We start from the raw sequence: 18418 nt of genomic DNA, 5'->3' as shown, positions 1-18418 counted from the left end.
GCTTTATGAAAGGGGGCGTAACTAATGATTTTTGCGCTGCAAAGTTAGGGATAAATCTATCAACCTTAAACCTTACGGCCATAATAGACTTGCCCGCAAATCTGTCCGTTTATTTCAGCAACCTCTGGTAAGTGTGCCCAGCGATCAAAGCCTTTTTTTTCCAACAGGCGAATACTTGCAGTATTGGTATCCATCGTGACGGCAAAAAGATGGCGGAATGTACGCCTGCGAGCTTCTTCCAGTAAAAAATCAATGGTCGCGCTGCCCAATCCACGCCCCTGCCAGCGATGGTCAAGGTAATAAGTAATTTCTGCCAATCCCGCTAACGATTTGCGTTCTGGGCGATAAGCACTAAAACAGCACCAACCAACAATGGCTTCGTTATGCTCGATCACAAATACAGGCCACTTCTCCGGTGGATGTTTGGCCAGCCAGGCGGTTCTTTCAACAAGGTCAACGGGCTCGGTATAGGCATTTTGCTTACCCGTCTGAATAGACTGGTTGAGGATGTCGGTGATTGCGGGTACATCCTCCACATTGGCAAGGCGGAACAGGGGAGAGGTATCCATCGATTAAGCTTTTAGCACCACCAATAATTTCTCTTTGCTTTGATAGTTGATCTCCATTGCTTAACGGCAAATGAGTGGAAGGACAGCGTCGTACCAATCAACCAAGGCAATACGACTTGCTAGCGTCAAATCCTCACAAGCTTCCGAGAGCTGGCTGTTGTTGAGATAGGCTTGACCGCGTAGCATGCGTAGTTGAGCATCTTTAGGGAAAGCAGTGACGGCTTCGGTCATTTTCGCAAGGCCTTCATCTATTTTTCCTTCATTGAAAAGCACCACACCCGCATCGGCTACTTCTCGAGCAGTAATGAAGGCATCTACTTTTGTGCTACAAGTTTCTGTTGTGGGCAGAAAAGACAAACTGAGGTCAAAAGCAGCATTTACATTGCGTCCATTGTATGTGGCAGACTCCCACTTGCCGTAAGTAGAGGTGGCGGCATCAATAGCGGAGTACCAGAAATCAAAACCGAGGTCGTTGTAGTCCGTTAAGTCCAAAATTCTCACGTTACCATCTGCTTCTACGAGTACCTGGATATCAATTTGCCCCATTTGACAACTATCGTTACCAGAAGTAGGATAGTCCAATGCGCTATCCAAATAGGTTTGCAGTGCCTCTGGGCCTCCCTTGAAATCCAGCGGTTTTTCAAAGGTGGTATAAACCGTGTCCCGACCTACCAGTAGAAAGGGATCTGGGTCTTTGAGTTTAAACTTTACGGGTAGGTTGAATTGTACCCTCACGGCTTCGCCTCCCTGTTTGCCTGGAAGCCAGCGAAGTTTTTCTTCTTGCATTTTCAAAACAACGCTAAGCGCAGCAAGACCCGTACCAGCTCCCAAGTCACGCACGATTTTTGGCTGACTGATAAGCCCATCCTTCTCTACCACAAACGTTATCACGGCAGTGCCCTGGATATTTTCATTAATGGCTTCTTGTGGATACACGACCCTTTGGTAGACATACTCCAGCATTGCCTGGTTGGCACATTTTTGTTTATATTCTACCGTGGTATCTCGTGCTTCGCAGGCCGAAGGAAAACGAGGCATCTGTTCCACTACCTGATAAATAGTGGTATCTGTTTGTGCATTTACCAAGCTAGCTAAGCCTAAAACAACAAATAAAGAAATATATCTGAACATAACAGTTGATAGCTTTTAGTTTAAACTAATGACAAAGGAACAAAAAAGCGGGTAGTAAGTCGTTATTCCTAACGACTTACTACCCGCTTTAGCTGCTATTTATGTCGCTGCTACTTTTTGATCAATTTAAAATCACGTAATTGGTAGTTAGGTAACAATTGGGATACATTTCCTTCCCAACGCTTACTTACCACCACCCGCTCCATCGGAGAGAACAAAAAGATAATGGGTTGCTCCTCGTAAACGATGCGTTGAAATTCCTGGTACAATTCGTTTCGCTTTACGGGGTCCATTGTGCTATTGATGGCTTCAATGAGTGCATCCGTTTCAGCATTACCAAACTGCCAGCGATTACCACCCCTAGGGGTATTGCTCGACGTATGCCAAAGCTGGGTGAAGTCGTCCAGCAGATGATTGCCTCCGGCACCGTAACCAAACAAGGCATATTCGCGACGCGCAACGTCTTCTCCCATCATGACGCGCGGCTCCCGAGGTACGATAGTGATGGCAACACCTACTTGGCTGGCACCATCTTTCATGACTTCAGAAAGGGTCGAGGCGAAGATACTTCCTGGTGTTACCATGTATTCCATCTCCATTTCTACCAGTTTGCCATCAATCATCTTGTCGCGGGTACCGTTGCCATTGGTGTCTTCCCAGCCCGCTTCCGTCAACAGTGCTTTGGCTTTTTCGATGTCTTTTTTGATGAGCGGCAAATCTTTGTTAGCGTGGGCTTTCGTTGGTGATACCGGACCGGGAACGGGTACGGCCAGGCCAGCGTATGCTGCATCAATGATGATCTGCATATCCAATACATGGGCCAGTGCACGGCGGACTCGCTTGTCTTCCAGAAGCGGGTTTTTATTGTTCATCGCTACGTAGAAAAAGCTGAAGGTTTTGGTGGTCAAGAAGTCGTAGCGTTCCTTCAAAAAGTCATTTTCGCTCAGCTCTACGAAGGTATTCGCATCCAGCGATGGTGCCACATCTACAATCTCGTTGCGGAGTGCAGTGGTGGCCGTCGTCTGGTCGGGAATGATCCGGAAAACAACACTGTCTGGATAAGCATGCAGGTGAGGGTGCCCCCCAGGTACCTTGTCGGCCCACCAGTTGGGGTTACGCACCATGCTGATGTAATCACCATCTACCCACTCTCTGAGTAAATAGGGGCCCGTACCAATCAGTTTACTGCCTTCGCGCGCAAAAGGAGCAGAACGAAACTGTTCGGCAAAAGCCTTCATTGGGGCTTCTTCGGCCAGGGTCTCGCCATTCGCTATCATGTCTGCCAAGGTATAACCAGCCATCAGACCTTCGGGGTCAAAAATGTGCTCTGGGTAAATGTTGGTACCACTGTAGGAATCTTCGGCCAGGATGTACTTTTCTTTGGCAATGACCGTAAACTTGCGTGGGTTGTCTGGACTCGGAACAACATCCGCAACGGCGGTGTAGCTGCCTCGGTGGGGGGCAGCTTCCGAGATGTTCAGATTGAACAAAAGCTTAAATGAGAAGATAACGTCGGCTACCCGCACCGGTTTCCCGTCGCTAAAGGTGGCATATTCGTTGAGTTCATAAGTGTACTTTACACCACCCGCATTCGGCCCTTCAGTAATCTCTTCCGTCACCGGCCGACCTACCGCCAAGGCCGGAGTAGGCTCAAATGTTTTGTCGTTATATTCTAATAACGGAAGAAAAATCTCCTGATAAATAGGCCGCGAGTAGGCACTTACGGTCAAGAAAGGACTTAGACGATCAGGCTCAGAGGGGAGTCTTACCCTGAGGGTATTGTCATTGTTTTTAAAGGCTATTTCAGGAGTTGTAGGTTCTCCGCAACCGGAGCAGCCATGAATAAGCACTCCTACCAATAAAAGGAACGATAAACGGCTCAGGGTATTACGAAATCTGTTCATGTCTGGATGTTGTTGTGATTCGCCCCGAAAATACAAACTTTTTCTTTCGTAAGCTCAATAAATACCTCAAGGGGCGTCTACGGTGGACAAACCGGTTGGTCTTGTCGGTGAACACATGAGCGCAACTGTTGTTTAAATTTTGAAATAATTTCAAGGACTATGGCTATTGTATTAATTGCTGGCGGCACGGGCTTAATCGGGATGCGACTGAGTGAAATACTGACCGAACAAGGTCATGAGGTTCGCCATTTTAGCCGATCTACTGGAGCTCGTTCTCCCTATGCTACCTTCCAGTGGGATGCTGCGGGGGGAAGCTATGATGAAGCAGCTTTCCAGGGCGTCACCCATGTAATCAACCTTGCGGGTGCAGGTATTGCCGATGCGCGTTGGACATCTCGCCGTAAGCAACTGATTATTGAAAGCCGTACAGCATCTACCCGTTTGCTCAAGAAAGGCATCGCTGCGCACGGGCCCTTGGTCAAAGCCTATTTGGCGGGCAGTGCCATCGGTTATTATGGCAATAGTGGTGAGCAGCTGGTCACCGAAGAAGCTCCGGCCGGTAATGGTTTTCTCTCCGAGTCGGTCAATATCTGGGAGCAAGCGATAGCGGAAATCCCGGAAGAATTGAACCTGCCCACCCTGATCGTGCGTACAGGGATCGTGCTTTCACCGCAAGGGGGCGCATTACAAAAAATGCTACTTCCGCTCCATTTTTTTGTTTCTACCTACTTCGGCGATGGCCAGCAGTGGTACTCCTGGATACATATTGATGACATCTGCCAAATTTTTGCCAAAGGCGTAAATGACGACCACTTCAGAGGGTTGTACAACGGTGTCGCCCCGCATCCCGTGCGCAACAAAACCCTCGCCCAGGCCCTCATTACCGCAAGCGGAAAATCAGCCTTTTTATTTCCGGCGCCCGCTTTTATGCTGCGTTTGGTGCTTGGCGAAATGTCCCACACCATCCTTGATAGCAGCCAGGTTTCGGCAGCAAAGTTAACGGGCAGTGGCTTTACTTTTGAACACCCCAGCATTGTGCCTGCCCTGGAGGATTTGTTGCAGTAGTTTTTGGGCAGCTGGCTGCGCCACCGCGCTATCCGCTCCTACCTCCCTTTGGGTCGGTACCGCTACTATCGCTGCTGCGGAGGTCTAGGAGACTGGTAGAGATAACTCCGTATACACAAACAGGGCAATACCCAAAAACAAAATCCCAGATGACGTACGGAGACGAAATCTGGGATTTTTCATTTGATGTTCGGTAACGTAGTAACTACGAGCGGAAAACTTCCACATCCTTATTCTCCACCACCAAATCGGTGAATTTACCTTTAAAACGGGTGGCCCGCACAATGTGGTTGTCAATCCAATGGTAATTGCCTCCACGAGGTTTGCCCATCAGCAACCCATGGTACTTGAAATCGTGCTTTTTTAACCACTCTTCCGTAATCGCGCGATGCTCTTCCGTGCGAGAAGTGAAGAAAGTAATGTAGTGCCCTTCTTCGTACCACTTGTTACAAATTTTCAAGGCGTCTGGGTAGGGTAGACATGTACCCATTCTTTCTGGCTCTTCGTTTGGAATATCATCACAAACGGTACCATCTATATCAATTAAGAAATTTTTTACGCCTTCTGGTAAAGTCGGACTAATCGTTTCTCCTTTTTCGTTAAACGCCGCTTTTAGTCCCTGATTTTGATCAGCCATGATCTGATTGAATTTTCCTTTGTTTCAAAATGCAAAACTAGCAAATATTCAACGTCTTATCCTTACCAAGTAGTGCAAATAAGTGTTGTTTTACGGCAGCTAAGTGTATTTTTTACACATCCTGCCCGGATTAGATCTGTTTTACCCCCTTTAATGCGGGTTTCGGAACATTGTTGCGGAGAAGATTTTGCAGCGCAACATTTATTTTTTCGGTTGCTGGATTCAACAGCGTATTTACTTTGCTGATGGCAGAATTGTAGGCGTCTACATCTTCCTGGGTCAATTGCTCACCTTTCATTTTCACCCTTACCAAGGCTGGATAATCATCCTTGGCCATTACTTGTAAAACTTCTATCTGAGCTACGACGGCATCACGGTAAGCGGTATCTCCATTAAATGCTGCCACCTTTTTTAGCTGAGGAATTTCTTCATTGCTTGCTTTTAACAACTGCTGCCGTATTTGCTCAATATTTTCGGTTCCCTCTTTTTCCATGGCTAGAAGAAACTGTGCATTGAGTTTACCCACCCGAAAACTTCTTAAGAAGATGTTTCGCTGGTATTCGTTCAGTGCATTGAGCTGTTGGGCTTCGGTGACAGAACCAGGTTCCATCTGTAACTGAATCTTATTGGCTTGGGCAAATTGCATCTGGGCAGCTAGCAATTTGGCGCTTGCTCCCGCCATTTTCTGTTCTGCCGCCGTCTGCGCAGCCAGGTATTTTTCCATTTGATTGAAACCATCTTGGGCACTCAACTTTAGAGCTTCCACTTCTGTAAATCCGACCTCAAACAAATCCTCATAAGTTTGCAGCACTTCTACCATGGTCGCTTTAAGCCCTGAGTCGCCCGAAAATTCAGGGAGTTGGCTCATTTTTGCTTGGGATTGTTGCACCTGAGCCAAAAGTGCTAGGCGTTTTTCTGCAATCACCACCAGATCATCGCTGTGGACGGCGTACTGCAAATATTCCATGTTTTTTTGAGCGAGTGCGCTGTGTTCCTGATTGAAGAAGTCAAAATAAGCAATAGGGTTGTCAATAGACTGCTGGGCTTGTACTACAAGGTTTCCAAAACCTAAAAGGCAAACGAGTACAACTCTTAACATCTGTGTTTTCATTTTTTTAAAGTTAATTAGCGATGGACGATTATGCTGGGCTCCAGCTGTGTTCTTTGCGATAAACCATTCCTGTAAACAACGCTACCAATTCTCCGTCTTCCCGGCTTACCTCTACCTGGTAATGCCCTAGCCGCCGACCCAAATGCTGTTCTTTGGCAATAGCAATGAGTACATCACCTACTTGTACTGGAGCCAGATGTTGGATCGACGTATCTATAGAAACAGCGTGTTGGCCTCTACTGTTTGAGGCAAAAGCAAAAGCACTATCAGCAAAGCTAAAGGTAATGCCTCCATGACCAATTCCAAATCCGTTGACCATCTCAGGGCGAACCACCATTTGGATACGGCTGAAGCCCGGAGCTGTTGCTAATATTTCAATGCCTAACCATCGGCTGAAAGCATCCTTGCTGAGCATTTGCTTGACAATTTCTTCGGCTGACATTTTTCCCTCCATGGCTACTTTTCTTTGGCTCAATAATAATCACAAAAATTGATAGCATAGTACAAAGCGCTAAACGAATTCCTTGAGCGTTTAGGATATATAGCCCTCTAAGGCAGGATTTGTGAATTCTAACTTGCCCTTTTCTCGCCTCGCTGCGTTAAAAAGCCTCGCCAACGCGCTGCGTTGCCTGCGTTTTTTGCCTTGCGAGTCGAGAAAATAGCGGCGTCATCTTTTCACAAATCCTGCATTAACGGACTATTAGCAATTGGTTTTTCGGGCATAAATGCAGTTTTTTCCACGGAAAACCCTAAATTAGATGGCCTATGTTGTTTTTATATCAAAGTTCAGGCAGCGTAGGTCTTGTTCAAGGTATCTCTAACTAAGAAACAGTACAACTCTATGTTTTACTGTGATTAAAATGGTGTTTGTTCGCCAATACGTCAGATGACGGAAAAAGAGTTGATCAAAGGATGCATACGTGAAGACGTCAATTGCCAGCAGCAGTTATTTAACCTGTATGCTAGTAAAATGATGGCGGTGTGTGTGCGGTATTCCAGGCATCGACTCGAGGCTGAGGACATGCTGCAGGAAGCTTTTGTCAAAATCTTTGATAATCTTGACAAGTTTGCTTTCAAAGGCTCTTTCGAAGGTTGGGTACGCAGGATTGTTGTTAATACAGCACTGAAGCACAACCAGAGAAAGTATTTTACAAATGAACAAATTGCCGTTGAGCATTTTCCGGAGACCCCCATTGAGCCAGTGGCTTATTCCCAACTAGGGGAAGAAGAACTCCTGAAAATGATCGCCCTCTTGCCCGAAGGTTATCGGGTGGTATTTAATCTGTATGCTATTGAAGGGTATAGCCACAAAGAGATTGCCGAAATGCTGGATATTCAAGAAAGCACTTCGCGTTCTCAACTTGTTAAAGCCCGGAAAATGCTACAAAACCAATTGGAAAAATTGCAACGCCTTGCCGTATGAGTAAGCGACATCCGCTAGACGAACTATTTAAGAATAACCTCCGGGATGCTTCAGCACCTGTACCTGACAATATGTGGGAACGCATTGCGCGTGTACGTCAGCAAAAACGCCGCCGACTGGTCCTCATCTGGAGTGCTGTAGGTACTTCTACCCTGGGCTTATTGGCTTTCCTACTGTTCCCCCTTTCAACCCCTGAGCTTGGTCATTTTCCTTTGGAAAATACCAATACTGCCACCGCAAGTGGTTTTGATGTTGAAAATCCTACTGCATTGGCAAGCTCAACCACAATTCAAGGTGAGAATGTCGGTGAACAAGAGCATACGTTAATTAATGTTCAGCCAACTGCTGCTCCAACCAATCAGCGAGGACAAAAATACGGGGAAATTGCCGCAGCGATTTCGCCTAAAACATCGGCTACTCAGCCAATTCGTAAGATAAGCCAGAACAAGTTAGCTGCTAATGAATTGCAACATTTGTCAAGCAGTCAGGAAGTAGTAGAGGAAATAACCCCCGTCGTATCGTCGGAAGAAGACCCTCCCCGCATTGCAGGCCCCCATCAACGCCTTCGTAGCCAGGTGGTCGCTAATTTGCCTACACGCAATCTAGCTTTTGCACAACACACTGAACTCAAGCTATTTGCCAATCACGCACCTCGTTGCGCTCGATTCGCTAATCCTTATTTTCGTCTTGATCTTGAAGTATTGGGTGGGCCTGCTTATGCTCATCAAATCCTACAAGCTAAGACTCCCGAAAGCATTGACCATCTCAATAAGCGTAAAGAAAGTGAGTCTTCTGGCCTATCTCATAGCAGCGGCTTCCGTTTGGCGGCGTCCTCCAATGTAGGCCTGAGTCTGCGTACAGGGGTGATGTATTCAGAAATCAATGACCGCTTTACTTTTGAAGTAGGAAGTGAGATGCGCGTGTCAACACTTTTTGGCCCTAATGGTGAAGTGATCGGTGTAGATACAACCTACCTGGAAGCTTACGAAGAACAGCACCGCAACCAACTGAAATTTATTGAAGTTCCATTGCTAATGGGCTATGAACAGCAGTGGGGGAAATTTCGGGTTGGTGTAAATGCAGGGGCTTATCTCAATCTTTATTTTGGTGCTAAAGGCACTATCTATTCTCCAGCCACGGAAGAACCTACAAAATTTGGGCAACAGGGAGATCGCGATGTCATCCCCATTTTTGAACAACGAGCAACGGCTGCCTGGTATGCTGGTATGAGCATCGCTTACAACTTACACAGTCGGTACAGCTTGATCGCAGAACCTTATTTCAAGTCTTATCCCCGGGCGCTGAGTACTTCCGAATATGATTTGAGACAAAATTATTGGATGACTGGCCTGCAATTGGGGATGAGAATGCGTCTGTAAGCACGCCGTTTTGCAAAAAAGAAACTAAGCTACAATCTCTTTTTTTTGTGTTAAAGTGACGTCAATTTGGCGACCTTACACGAGTGATACCTGTATTCTTAGTAATTTGCGATGCACAATCCAATCAGGTATGAAAATTAAGCTTACACTGCTCTTTTTATGGAGTAGCATGTCCTCTTTGCTCATTGCTCAACCAACCATTCAAGATTGTCTCGGAGCAGTACCTGTCTGTCAGGATGTATACTCCGAAAGCCAATCTCCGTCGGGAGATGGTAATATTGGCAACGAAATAATCAATGGAGAAACTTGTACAGCCGGAGAGCTAAACTCCATCTGGTACGTTTTTACGGCCAACGAAAATGGGATGCTAGGCTTTTTAATTACGCCCAATAATCTCAATGATGATTATGATTGGGCCCTTTTTGACCTTACCAATGGTGATTGTAATGACCTTACAGCAGCAAACTTGGTGAGTTGTAATGCTGCGGGCGGCAGCGGCTGTCACGGAGCGACGGGCTGCTCCGCTAGCGGAACGGGCAATTGGGTGCCAGGAGGTTGTGGAGGTACTGGTCCAATCAATGCATTGGTCCCTATGACGGCCGGGAATACCTACGTCTTGATGGTTAGTAACTGGACGGGGTCAAATGATGGTTATAGCCTGGATTTTAGCGAAAGCACAGGCCTTGGGGTCTTTGACCAATCACCACCTCTTGTAGAAGAGATTAGCCAGTTACCACAAAGTTGCGGTGATGCTACCATTGATATTGCGTTCAATGAATTCTTGCAATGTAACAGTATCAATGATGCAGCATTCCAGTTGGATGGCCCCGGCGGGCCTTATACCATTGATGCCAATTCCACCGATTGTGCCTCGGGAAGTAGTCAGGCTAAATCTTTCCTACTGACCATTAATCCTCCTATCCAATCCATGGGAGATTATACCCTGACAATCAACCCTACAGGCCCTATGGATTTACTTGATCTTTGCGATAATCAGGCAGCACCTTTCGTTTTTAATTTTACGGTAGATGTTCCGATTCCGGTGATCATAGACATTGGTAGAGATACCAGTTTGGTCTGCGCTGGAGATGAACTTGTTTTGGATGCATCAGGTGGGGGAAATACTTTTCTTTGGGAAGACGGCTCTACTGGACCTACCCTTACGGTAACCAACGAAGGTATCTACAGTGTCACAGTAACCGATGATTGTGGTTTTGGGGATGATGCTATTGATGTTTTTGTTCAGCAATTTCCACCAACGGTTGATTTTGGTGCCGATCAAGTTATTTGCCCAGGAACAACACCCTTGTTGGATGCTGATAATGGCATTGCCTTTTACACTTGGCAGGATGGCAGTAGCGCAACAACCTACACTGTAAATACAACAGGAGATTATGCAGTAACCGTTGAAAATGGTTGTGGTACCGTAGAAGAAGCAATCAATATCACTTATGTGCCACCCCTTAATCTTAATCTCGCCAGTGAATATGTGCTCTGTTTGGGAGATACGCTTGCCATTGATGTAGAACGCCCATTTGCATCCTACCAGTGGTCGGATGGCAGTACCCTCGCTCAGCGCAATATCACAGGTGATGGAAGTTTTTCACTTACCGTAACAACCATTTGTGAAGTTTACGAAGCTGACTTTTCTTCTATTTTTCTTGTTGATCCTATGCTTGATTTAGGCGAAGACCTCGTTTTGTGCCCCAATGATAGCCTGCTGCTTGAGCCAGGGATTCCCGGTGCCACCTATATATGGCAGGATGGAAGCATGGAAGACCGCCTGATGGTAACTTCTCCAGATACTTACCGGGTAACGATCTCGACCGCTTGTAATGATTTGGTGGATTCTGTGGTGATTGACTACCTGTTGCCTATCACGACAGATTTAGGACGTGACACCTTTCTTTGTCCGGAAGACCCATTTATTTTAGATGCACGCACCGAAGTAGCCGCTGATTATCAATGGGAAAATGGTGAAAAAGAAGGACGTCGCTTGATCTTCGGTCCTGGAGATTATAGCATTACCGTTACTTCTATTTGTGAAACGCTTGTTGATACCATCCAAATTGCGGAGTGCGAAATTTGTAAGGTCTACATGCCCAATGTCTTCAGTCCGGATAACGATGGCGTAAATGATCGACTATTTCCCCAAAGTCCCTGCGTCTTGGATGCTTACGAGATGCAAATATTTGATCGTTGGGGCAACCAGGTTTTCTTCTCAACAAACCCTAGCCTTGGTTGGGATGGAAGAATCAAGGGAGATTTGGCACGTCAGGGAGCTTATGTATGGATGATTCGGTACACCGTAAATGAAAACGGAATTGCCAGAGAGGCTACCGAAAGGGGCGATGTGGTCTTGTTAAGGTAATGTGAGGTTGGGGAGGAGTAATTTCTAAAATTCAAAAGGCAGCAACTTCTGCAATAGAAGTGCTGCCTTTTGTGTTTTTGGCACTGAGCTGAATTTAATTTTCTTCTTGTCGTAAGGGTTGGAAATTAAACATCAGCAATAGCAGTAAAAATATTCCTAAAATGATCATGGGGATAAGGATTGGTGAAGCGACCCCGTAAGGCAACTTCGTTTTCAATGGATTAATATTCAGGGGATAAATACATAACTAAAATAGGATCTTTTTAGTTCCTTGTCAATGGGGGAAATTTAATTTAACTAGACAATAACAGATATAAAACAGAAAATCCCGAAGCTTCAAGAGAAGGCTTCGGGATTTTTCGGCTAGTAACTAAACCGGACTTTAGCCCGGCCGTAAGCTAGATTTTAGCCTTGTCTTTTACAACTCAGATGCACCTTTGTTGGCAGCATTGAAACGCTCTGTTACTTCCTGCCAGTTGATGACATTAAAGAAAGCATTTACATAGTCGGGACGACGATTTTGGTAGTTGAGGTAGTAGGCATGTTCCCAAACATCCAAGCCCAGGATCGGTGTTCCTCTCTGCTCTACAACATCCATCAAGGGATTATCTTGATTAGGCGTAGAAGTGATAAACAGGTGATCAGAACCACTTACACATAGCCACGCCCAGCCAGAACCAAAGCGAGTAGCCGCAGCGTTAGAAAATTCTGTTTTGAATTTTTCGAAGCTGCCAAAGTCACGAACGATGGCTTTGTGAATATTTGTGCGTTCGCTGGGCTCGCCGCCGCCATCAGGTGACATTACTTCCCAGAAAAGTTTATGATTGTAATAACCGCCACCGTTATTGCGCACGGCCATACTGTGTTCGGAAACGTGCATTAAAATTTCTTCAATTTTCATGCCGTCCAAATCTGTACCTTTAATAGCGGCATTGAGATTGTTGGTATAACCAGCATGGTGCTTAGAGTGGTGGATTTCCATGGTGCGCGCATCAACATGTGGTTCTAATGCGTCGTAAGCGTAGGATAATTCTGGAAGTTGAAAGGCCATAGTGTACCTTGTAGTTTTAGTGGATAATATATTTTCTATTTTTCAAACAGTCATTTTGCGGTAATTGTTCAGTGTAAGACCTGGTGGAGGAACAGACGCTTTTGTTGCTACACTAAAGCAAAGACTCAACTTACCTCAGAGGAATGCTTGCTGCCTTTTTCTCGTGGACCTAGCGACTTCGTTAAGACATTCACCATTTTTTCATAAACTAATTACCAATGCTGGTCGTTTCTCCTGTAAATATACCTCGTTTTAGGTGTAACTAAGCACTATTTTGCAAGCCATATGACGGCAACTATGTAGAGAATTGCTTAAATTGCTTAAGCTCCAAAACTGTTTTATTCTCATCCACGCAATACCCGCGAATTATGAAGAGCACGATGATCCGCTTACTCTCCCTGAATCTACTCCTATTTTGTCTTCTACCTTCGGCTTGGGCTACTCACAATCGGGCCGGAGAAATCGTCATAGAAACGGTTCCTGATGCTGATGGTAATTGTCTTACCGTAAAAGCAACCATCATCACTTACACCAAAACGTCGAGTGTAGATGCTGACCGGGATTCGCTCACCATCTGCTGGGGAGATGATAATTGTGAACGGGTAGCCAGAATGAATGGTGCTGGGAGTCCTCCTAATGGAGAGCGACTCGAAAATGACATTAAGTTCAATATTTACATGGCGACCCACACTTATAATGGCCCGTCAACCTACACCATTAGTTTTGAAGACCCCAACCGAAACGCAGGGGTGTTGAATGTGAATTTTCCTAATTCTGTGAGTATCCCATTTTATGTTGAGAATGTCTTTTCTTTGTTTAACCCTGCTTTTTCCGGGTGTAATAATTCGCCCATTCTTCAGGTACCACCTATAGACTTTGCCTGTACAGATGAAATTTTCACCCACAACCCTGGAGCTTATGATATTGATGGCGATAGCCTCTCTTATGAACTTGCTGTTCCCAAACAGGGACCTAATGATCCCGTACCCAATTTCTTTTTCCCCAATGGTATGTCCATCAATCCTGTAACCGGAGATCTTGTCTGGGATACTCCTTCGCAGGCAGGAGAATACAATATTGCCATCAATATATACTCTTACCGCAATGGACAGCTGATTGATACCATGGTTCGGGATATGCAGATTATCGTAGAGGATTGTAGCAATGAACCACCTTTGGTGATCACTGATGTTGACGAAATTTGTGTCATCGCGGGTACGGTAATTGATTTCAATGTTACGGCCACGGCTCCGCTCACCGATACCGACCAAAGAGTGCGCTTGCTAGCTTATGGTGCACCACTAAATCTTAGTGTTAGTCCAGCTGAGTTTACACCCCCTTCGGAGGAGTATTTTGATGATCCACTGGTGAAGAATTTCCGCTGGCAGACCACCTGTGAGCATATATCTCCCCAACCTTACAATGTTGTTTTCCGAGCGGTTGATGACTTTTTAGGTGATACCACTGGATTAGCAACGCTGAAGACAATTAGGATAAAAGTAGTAGGACCTCCTCCTGAGGACGTCCAGGCCGTTGCGGAAGGGCCAGTTATACAGGTAAGTTGGGAGTCGCCCTACATTTGTGAAGATGCGCAAGACGATTACTTCAGAGGTTTCTCCGTATGGCGACGAATCAATTCTGATCAATCGCCATTAGATACTTGTGTGGCTGGCTTGGCTGGGCGGGGTTACACAAAAATATCTACGGATACGCTGCGGCAAATTGTGGATGGGCGTTATTTCTTTGAAGACAATAACGTAGAGAGAGGAAAAACCTATTGCTATCGGATATTGGCGAATTTTGCTCGCCGTACGGCTAATGGATTATTCTTCTTCAATGCCGTACAAAGTTTGCCTTCCGAGGAAGCTTGTGTACAGCTAGGTAGGGATGTACCACTATTGATCAAAGCAGATGTCGTAGCGACGGATTTTGGCAATGGTGTCATCGACGTGTGCTGGTCTAAACCCGACCCCTCGGATTTGGATACGCTCATGAATCCGGGGCCTTATACTTACGAATTGTTGCGGGCTCCCGGTCATACGGAGGATGTCACCAACTTTACATCGGTCTTTACGACGACTGCACCTGACTTTGCCTCGGCCAATGACACTTGCTTCACGGATATCAATCTGAATACGGTAGATCAACCTTATACCTACGTGGTCAACTTTTATGTCAATGGCGAGCCTACACCTTTAGGGGCCAGTACCGTGGGCGGATCAATCTACCTGAATGCAACACCTTCGGATCGGGTGAATACGCTCTTTTGGGACGAACTCGTTCCTTGGGAGAACTTTGAATACACCATCTTTCGCGAGAATACCAGCGGAGTACTGGAGGAGCTGGCAACGGTTTCCGACCCGATCTACCGAGATGAAGGCTTACAGAATCTGGTAGAATACTGTTACGTTATCAGAAGTGCCGGGACTTACAATATTGATGGCGTTCCCTCGCCATTACTGAATCGTTCTCAGCGGGTATGTAGCACACCTTTTGATAATGTGCCGCCTTGTCCTCCTCTGCTTACTGTCACCAATTTATGTGATCTAAGCGAAAGCTGTGAGGATATTGAAACTTTGGAGAATACCCTCGCCTGGGAGACTGCTGCCACCCTTTGCCCGGAATTTGAAGATGTAGATGGTTATCGGGTTTATTACTCGCCGATGGTCAATGCACCATTTTCATTGATCGCGACAATTGATGATCCTAATCTGCTGGAGTTTATTCACCAGCCAGGGGGAACCATTGCCGGTTGTTACGCGGTCACGGCAGTGGATACAGTAGGGAACGAGAGTGCCCAAAGCAATATCGTTTGTGTGGATAATTGTCCCGTATACGAACTTCCCAATGCTTTTACGCCGAATGGTGATAGCCAGAATGATTTGTTCGTACCTACGCGTTCCTGCTTCATTGCGGAGGTGGAATTCCAGGTTTATAACCGTTGGGGGGCGCTGGTTTTCGAAACCAGGGATCCTGCGCTTAACTGGAATGGGACGAATAGCAAAGGAGAAGCTCTCGAATCGGCTACGTACTTCTACCGCTGCCGGGTGTTTGAGCAACGCGTAGAAGGTGTATTGCCAGCACCTGAATTGCTGAGTGGCTACATTGAGTTGTTGAAGGGTACGCCTTAGAGAAAAATGAGGCTTAGCTTGCTACAAGGGTAAGCTAAGCCTCATTTGTATAAAAATCAGTGTAAATCCGTTTGATCCGTTCCATCCCTGCCTGCTGCAGGTAGGGGTGTACTATCCTAACGCTTTTCGCTAACTGCCAAGCTCCTTCCATAAACCGCGATCAAAAATTGAGCGGCCAGATAGGTAAGCATAATAGCAAAACGCGCACCAGCGATTGGTTCGCCAAACTTGTTAAGCGCAATCAACGTGTCTGATAAGACAAATAGCAAGACCCCCGCAAAGAACCCCCGGAAAATAGTTGGCGTAGTACGCCCATATAAGTTTGTCGAAGAAATGGCCATGGCCACAATCGCGGTAGCATATACACCCACAGGCAGTCGCATAGGGGCAGGGATTCCTGACCAGAGCGCACTCAAAATCCAAACGAGGTAGCCTAAAAAGAATACCATCAGCCAGGGTTTGCGGAAGATAAGGCCTTCTCTTACCACCGGATAAGACCATAAGGCGTAAGTATAACAAAGTTGAGCGATAAGAAAACTACCCAATCCCAACAAGAAATAGACTTCCATCTGTGGCCCGTGTTCCACAAACATCAATAAGGTATCCCCGCCTACCGAAAACACCAAGCCCAGCAGCAGGAATTTTCGAAAGCTGGAACTTCCTTCGGTTACCCGCCAAAACCAAAAAGCCAGCAGGCTTACCAGCATTGGTTTGGTGAGCAGGATGAGCCATTCTATTTGCAATTCTTCTGCTCCCAGATGAACCACACTTAGCAAGGCGTACAACAAAAGCAGGATTCGATTTGGCATGTTACTCTAGTTTGATTCTTATTGGCATGTTAAACTGTGTCCGAATAGACTCTCCGCGATGTTTACCCGGGATAAAATTTGGCATAGTATTGATCAAGTCCAGTGCCACCAAATCTATCCTTTCTTCCAGAGGTCTTACTATCCTGGCATTGGTAATTGCTCCATCAGCTTCAACGACGAAGGTAACGACAACGACTCCTTCCGGGCCATCGTATCCTGAGGGGATTCTAAGGCGGCTGTAAATGTTTTTCAATAACGCTATCTGGGCGCATTGTTGACGATCATTTAAGCTATGCTCCTCTTCACAACCAGGGAAGCGTGGCATTTCTTCCACGACCTTGAAAATAGGTTTTTCATCTGAAGAAGCTGCAACATCAGTAGCTTTCACTGGTTGGGTATAGTCGCGTATATTGGCTGGAGGGACTTCAGAAAACACCTCTTCTTTTTCCAGTTCACAATCTTCAACACCATCGGTACAGGTACAGGTTTTCCATAGTTCACCGTCTTCTCGGTAAAAGTACCAGCGGCCGGCTTTTTCTCCTTCGGAGTAGCGCCCCACCACTTGCGCCTGGCCATTGGAATAAAAAACTTTCCAGGGTCCTTCTAATATTTTCTTGCGTCGGTCGGCATAGGTAATGACTTCCCGCAAAGGATGCTCAGAATTTTGGTAATATTTTTCGATGTACAAACCGTAGCTCGTCTGTTCAAAAGTATAACCTTCTTTAGCGATTAAGACGGTGCTTCCGCGATTGATGTGTTCTTTGTAAGTAGTGGCCCAGTAGGCGGTTTGAGCATGGAGAGAGCAAGCTATTCCTAAAATTAATAAGGTGGTTAAAAAGCGCATTTTTTAAGATTTTTTTCAGAAAGAATGGTAAAGTTGGCTCAAAATAAGGAAATTGGTGGAATCAACAATTTATGATGGAACACCTTCTCTGCTTAGACAACTTGCTTTGTCGGTCTCCTTTGAAGGAATATACCTCCTATCTCGTAATTAAAATTCAAAAGAAATGAGGTGGCTCAAAGACCAGATTCCCCGCAATTGGCGCTTAGCTGCACAATTGCTTAAACGGCAAGTCCTGGATCAACAAGTAGCACGAGAAGGCTTGTTTGCCACAGCTACTGATGAACTTCCCGTGTTTACTTACTTTATAGAACAGCAACAACCCATCCGATCAGGGGAACATTTAGCCAATAAACTACACAACCTCCGTCTTGGGAGCCAGGCAATTAACACGATCTTGATCCAACCTGGTCAGGTATTTTCTTTTTGGCGCAGCGTGGGAGCTCCAACAAGGGAAAGAGGGTTTCTTGAAAGCAGAAATCTTGTCAAGGGGGAATTGATCGCCGAAACAGGTGGTGGCCTTTGTCAACTTTCCGGTATCCTTTACCTATTGGCGCTGAGAGCAGGATTGGAAGTTATCGAACGCCATCACCATTCCATAGATATCTATACGGAAGCTGAGCGATTTTGCCCCTTGGGGGCAGATGCTACAGTTGTGTATGGTTACAAAGATTTGCGCATACGGAATTCTTCAGCGTTTCCTATTGCTTTTAATGTGCGGGTTTTCGCTGATTCATTGCTTGCTCAATTAAAGGGAGCCTCTCCCTTGCCGGATTATCCTTTAACATTTGAACGGGTGTCTTTACCAGGGAAAATAGAAGTAAAAACCCTTCGAGGAGAAGGTGCTGAAAGTAAGGTTGTCGCTACTTCTTGTTACCGCTAAGCACAACGCTGTTAATTTCCTTAACCCCCATTTAAACATATCCTAAACCTGCGAAAATGCTTGTATTTGAGAAGGGCAATGATGAATATTGGCCATCGTAAGCCCTAATGGGT

General features: G+C 45.9%; 15 protein-coding genes. 6 read left to right on the top strand and 9 right to left on the bottom strand.

What is annotated here, in order from left to right; translation table 11 throughout:
- Positions 1-65 precede the first annotated feature (65 nt).
- From AB0L18_RS03610 to AB0L18_RS03600, 3 genes are all read right to left on the bottom strand, one after another.
- On the bottom strand, positions 66-569 hold the full coding sequence (locus AB0L18_RS03610) for an N-acetyltransferase family protein (RefSeq protein ID WP_367391214.1): 504 nt from the start codon (positions 567-569) through the stop codon (positions 66-68).
- A gap of 60 nt (positions 570-629) precedes the next feature.
- The gene (locus AB0L18_RS03605) at positions 630-1700 is read right to left on the bottom strand and encodes an energy transducer TonB (RefSeq protein ID WP_367391213.1); all 1071 of its coding nucleotides are present in this window, start codon (positions 1698-1700) and stop codon (positions 630-632) included.
- Between the two features lie 110 nt (positions 1701-1810).
- Positions 1811-3604, bottom strand: a complete 1794-nt coding sequence (locus tag AB0L18_RS03600) for an ABC transporter substrate-binding protein (protein ID WP_367391212.1) — start codon at positions 3602-3604, stop codon at positions 1811-1813.
- Between the two features lie 159 nt (positions 3605-3763).
- Here AB0L18_RS03600 and AB0L18_RS03595 point away from each other — a divergent pair, with 159 nt between their 5' ends.
- Entirely contained in the window at positions 3764-4669 is a 906-nt protein-coding gene (locus AB0L18_RS03595; protein ID WP_367391211.1) for a TIGR01777 family oxidoreductase, read from the top strand.
- 205 nt (positions 4670-4874) lie between these two features.
- Here the strand turns inward: AB0L18_RS03595 and AB0L18_RS03590 are convergent, their stop codons facing one another.
- From AB0L18_RS03590 to paaI, 3 genes are all read right to left on the bottom strand, one after another.
- Positions 4875-5306 carry a phosphoheptose isomerase gene (locus AB0L18_RS03590; RefSeq protein ID WP_367391210.1) on the bottom strand — a complete coding sequence of 144 codons (432 nt, stop codon included), beginning with the start codon at positions 5304-5306 and terminating at the stop codon, positions 4875-4877.
- A 130-nt stretch (positions 5307-5436) separates the two neighbouring features.
- Positions 5437-6417: a hypothetical protein gene (locus AB0L18_RS03585; RefSeq protein WP_367391209.1), complete on the bottom strand. Its 981-nt coding sequence runs from the start codon at positions 6415-6417 to the stop codon at positions 5437-5439.
- A gap of 28 nt (positions 6418-6445) precedes the next feature.
- Positions 6446-6871: a hydroxyphenylacetyl-CoA thioesterase PaaI gene (gene paaI, locus AB0L18_RS03580; protein WP_367391208.1), complete on the bottom strand. Its 426-nt coding sequence runs from the start codon at positions 6869-6871 to the stop codon at positions 6446-6448.
- 432 nt (positions 6872-7303) lie between these two features.
- Here paaI and AB0L18_RS03575 point away from each other — a divergent pair, with 432 nt between their 5' ends.
- The 3 genes from AB0L18_RS03575 (at position 7304) to AB0L18_RS03565 (ending at position 11590) form a co-directional block, all read left to right on the top strand.
- Entirely contained in the window at positions 7304-7840 is a 537-nt protein-coding gene (locus tag AB0L18_RS03575) for an RNA polymerase sigma factor (RefSeq protein WP_367391207.1), read from the top strand.
- Positions 7837-9219: a hypothetical protein gene (locus AB0L18_RS03570; RefSeq protein WP_367391206.1), complete on the top strand. Its 1383-nt coding sequence runs from the start codon at positions 7837-7839 to the stop codon at positions 9217-9219. Before AB0L18_RS03575 ends, AB0L18_RS03570 begins: the two co-directional genes overlap by 4 nt.
- 130 nt (positions 9220-9349) lie before the next feature.
- Positions 9350-11590 (top strand): gliding motility-associated C-terminal domain-containing protein, encoded by a 2241-nt coding sequence (locus tag AB0L18_RS03565; RefSeq protein WP_367391205.1) that lies wholly within the window; start codon positions 9350-9352, stop codon positions 11588-11590.
- A 418-nt stretch (positions 11591-12008) separates the two neighbouring features.
- Here AB0L18_RS03565 and AB0L18_RS03560 read toward each other — a convergent pair whose 3' ends face one another.
- Entirely contained in the window at positions 12009-12641 is a 633-nt protein-coding gene (locus AB0L18_RS03560) for a superoxide dismutase (protein ID WP_367391204.1), read from the bottom strand.
- Positions 12642-13009: 368 nt separating this feature from the next.
- Here AB0L18_RS03560 and AB0L18_RS03555 point away from each other — a divergent pair, with 368 nt between their 5' ends.
- Positions 13010-15772, top strand: a complete 2763-nt coding sequence (locus AB0L18_RS03555) for a gliding motility-associated C-terminal domain-containing protein (protein WP_367391203.1) — start codon at positions 13010-13012, stop codon at positions 15770-15772.
- Positions 15773-15888: 116 nt separating this feature from the next.
- On the opposite strand, the gene AB0L18_RS03550 is transcribed toward AB0L18_RS03555, so the two are convergent.
- Complete coding sequence (locus tag AB0L18_RS03550) at positions 15889-16581, bottom strand: lysoplasmalogenase (protein ID WP_367391202.1); 693 nt, start codon at positions 16579-16581, stop codon at positions 15889-15891.
- Between the two features lies 1 nt (position 16582).
- Positions 16583-17425, bottom strand: a complete 843-nt coding sequence (locus AB0L18_RS03545) for a toxin-antitoxin system YwqK family antitoxin (protein ID WP_367391201.1) — start codon at positions 17423-17425, stop codon at positions 16583-16585.
- Between the two features lie 163 nt (positions 17426-17588).
- Here AB0L18_RS03545 and AB0L18_RS03540 point away from each other — a divergent pair, with 163 nt between their 5' ends.
- Entirely contained in the window at positions 17589-18305 is a 717-nt protein-coding gene (locus tag AB0L18_RS03540; RefSeq protein ID WP_367391200.1) for a VanW family protein, read from the top strand.
- Positions 18306-18418: the final 113 nt, after the last annotated feature.

It is taken from the genome of Lewinella sp. LCG006, from assembly GCF_040784935.1.
Lineage (GTDB): Bacteria > Bacteroidota > Bacteroidia > Chitinophagales > Saprospiraceae > Lewinella.
The sequence above is the reverse complement of the archived record's forward strand: the minus strand, read 5'-3'. Positions and strand labels throughout refer to the sequence as shown.

Coding starts and splice junctions, on each gene's coding strand:
- AB0L18_RS03610 (WP_367391214.1), bottom strand. CDS start 569: ATGGATACCTCTCCCCTGTTCCGCCTTGCCAATGTGGAGGATGTACCC.
- AB0L18_RS03605 (WP_367391213.1), bottom strand. CDS start 1,700: ATGTTCAGATATATTTCTTTATTTGTTGTTTTAGGCTTAGCTAGCTTG.
- AB0L18_RS03600 (WP_367391212.1), bottom strand. CDS start 3,604: ATGAACAGATTTCGTAATACCCTGAGCCGTTTATCGTTCCTTTTATTG.
- AB0L18_RS03595 (WP_367391211.1), top strand. CDS start 3,764: ATGGCTATTGTATTAATTGCTGGCGGCACGGGCTTAATCGGGATGCGA.
- AB0L18_RS03590 (WP_367391210.1), bottom strand. CDS start 5,306: ATGGCTGATCAAAATCAGGGACTAAAAGCGGCGTTTAACGAAAAAGGA.
- AB0L18_RS03585 (WP_367391209.1), bottom strand. CDS start 6,417: ATGAAAACACAGATGTTAAGAGTTGTACTCGTTTGCCTTTTAGGTTTT.
- paaI (WP_367391208.1), bottom strand. CDS start 6,871: ATGGAGGGAAAAATGTCAGCCGAAGAAATTGTCAAGCAAATGCTCAGC.
- AB0L18_RS03575 (WP_367391207.1), top strand. CDS start 7,304: ATGACGGAAAAAGAGTTGATCAAAGGATGCATACGTGAAGACGTCAAT.
- AB0L18_RS03570 (WP_367391206.1), top strand. CDS start 7,837: ATGAGTAAGCGACATCCGCTAGACGAACTATTTAAGAATAACCTCCGG.
- AB0L18_RS03565 (WP_367391205.1), top strand. CDS start 9,350: ATGAAAATTAAGCTTACACTGCTCTTTTTATGGAGTAGCATGTCCTCT.
- AB0L18_RS03560 (WP_367391204.1), bottom strand. CDS start 12,641: ATGGCCTTTCAACTTCCAGAATTATCCTACGCTTACGACGCATTAGAA.
- AB0L18_RS03555 (WP_367391203.1), top strand. CDS start 13,010: ATGAAGAGCACGATGATCCGCTTACTCTCCCTGAATCTACTCCTATTT.
- AB0L18_RS03550 (WP_367391202.1), bottom strand. CDS start 16,581: ATGCCAAATCGAATCCTGCTTTTGTTGTACGCCTTGCTAAGTGTGGTT.
- AB0L18_RS03545 (WP_367391201.1), bottom strand. CDS start 17,425: ATGCGCTTTTTAACCACCTTATTAATTTTAGGAATAGCTTGCTCTCTC.
- AB0L18_RS03540 (WP_367391200.1), top strand. CDS start 17,589: ATGAGGTGGCTCAAAGACCAGATTCCCCGCAATTGGCGCTTAGCTGCA.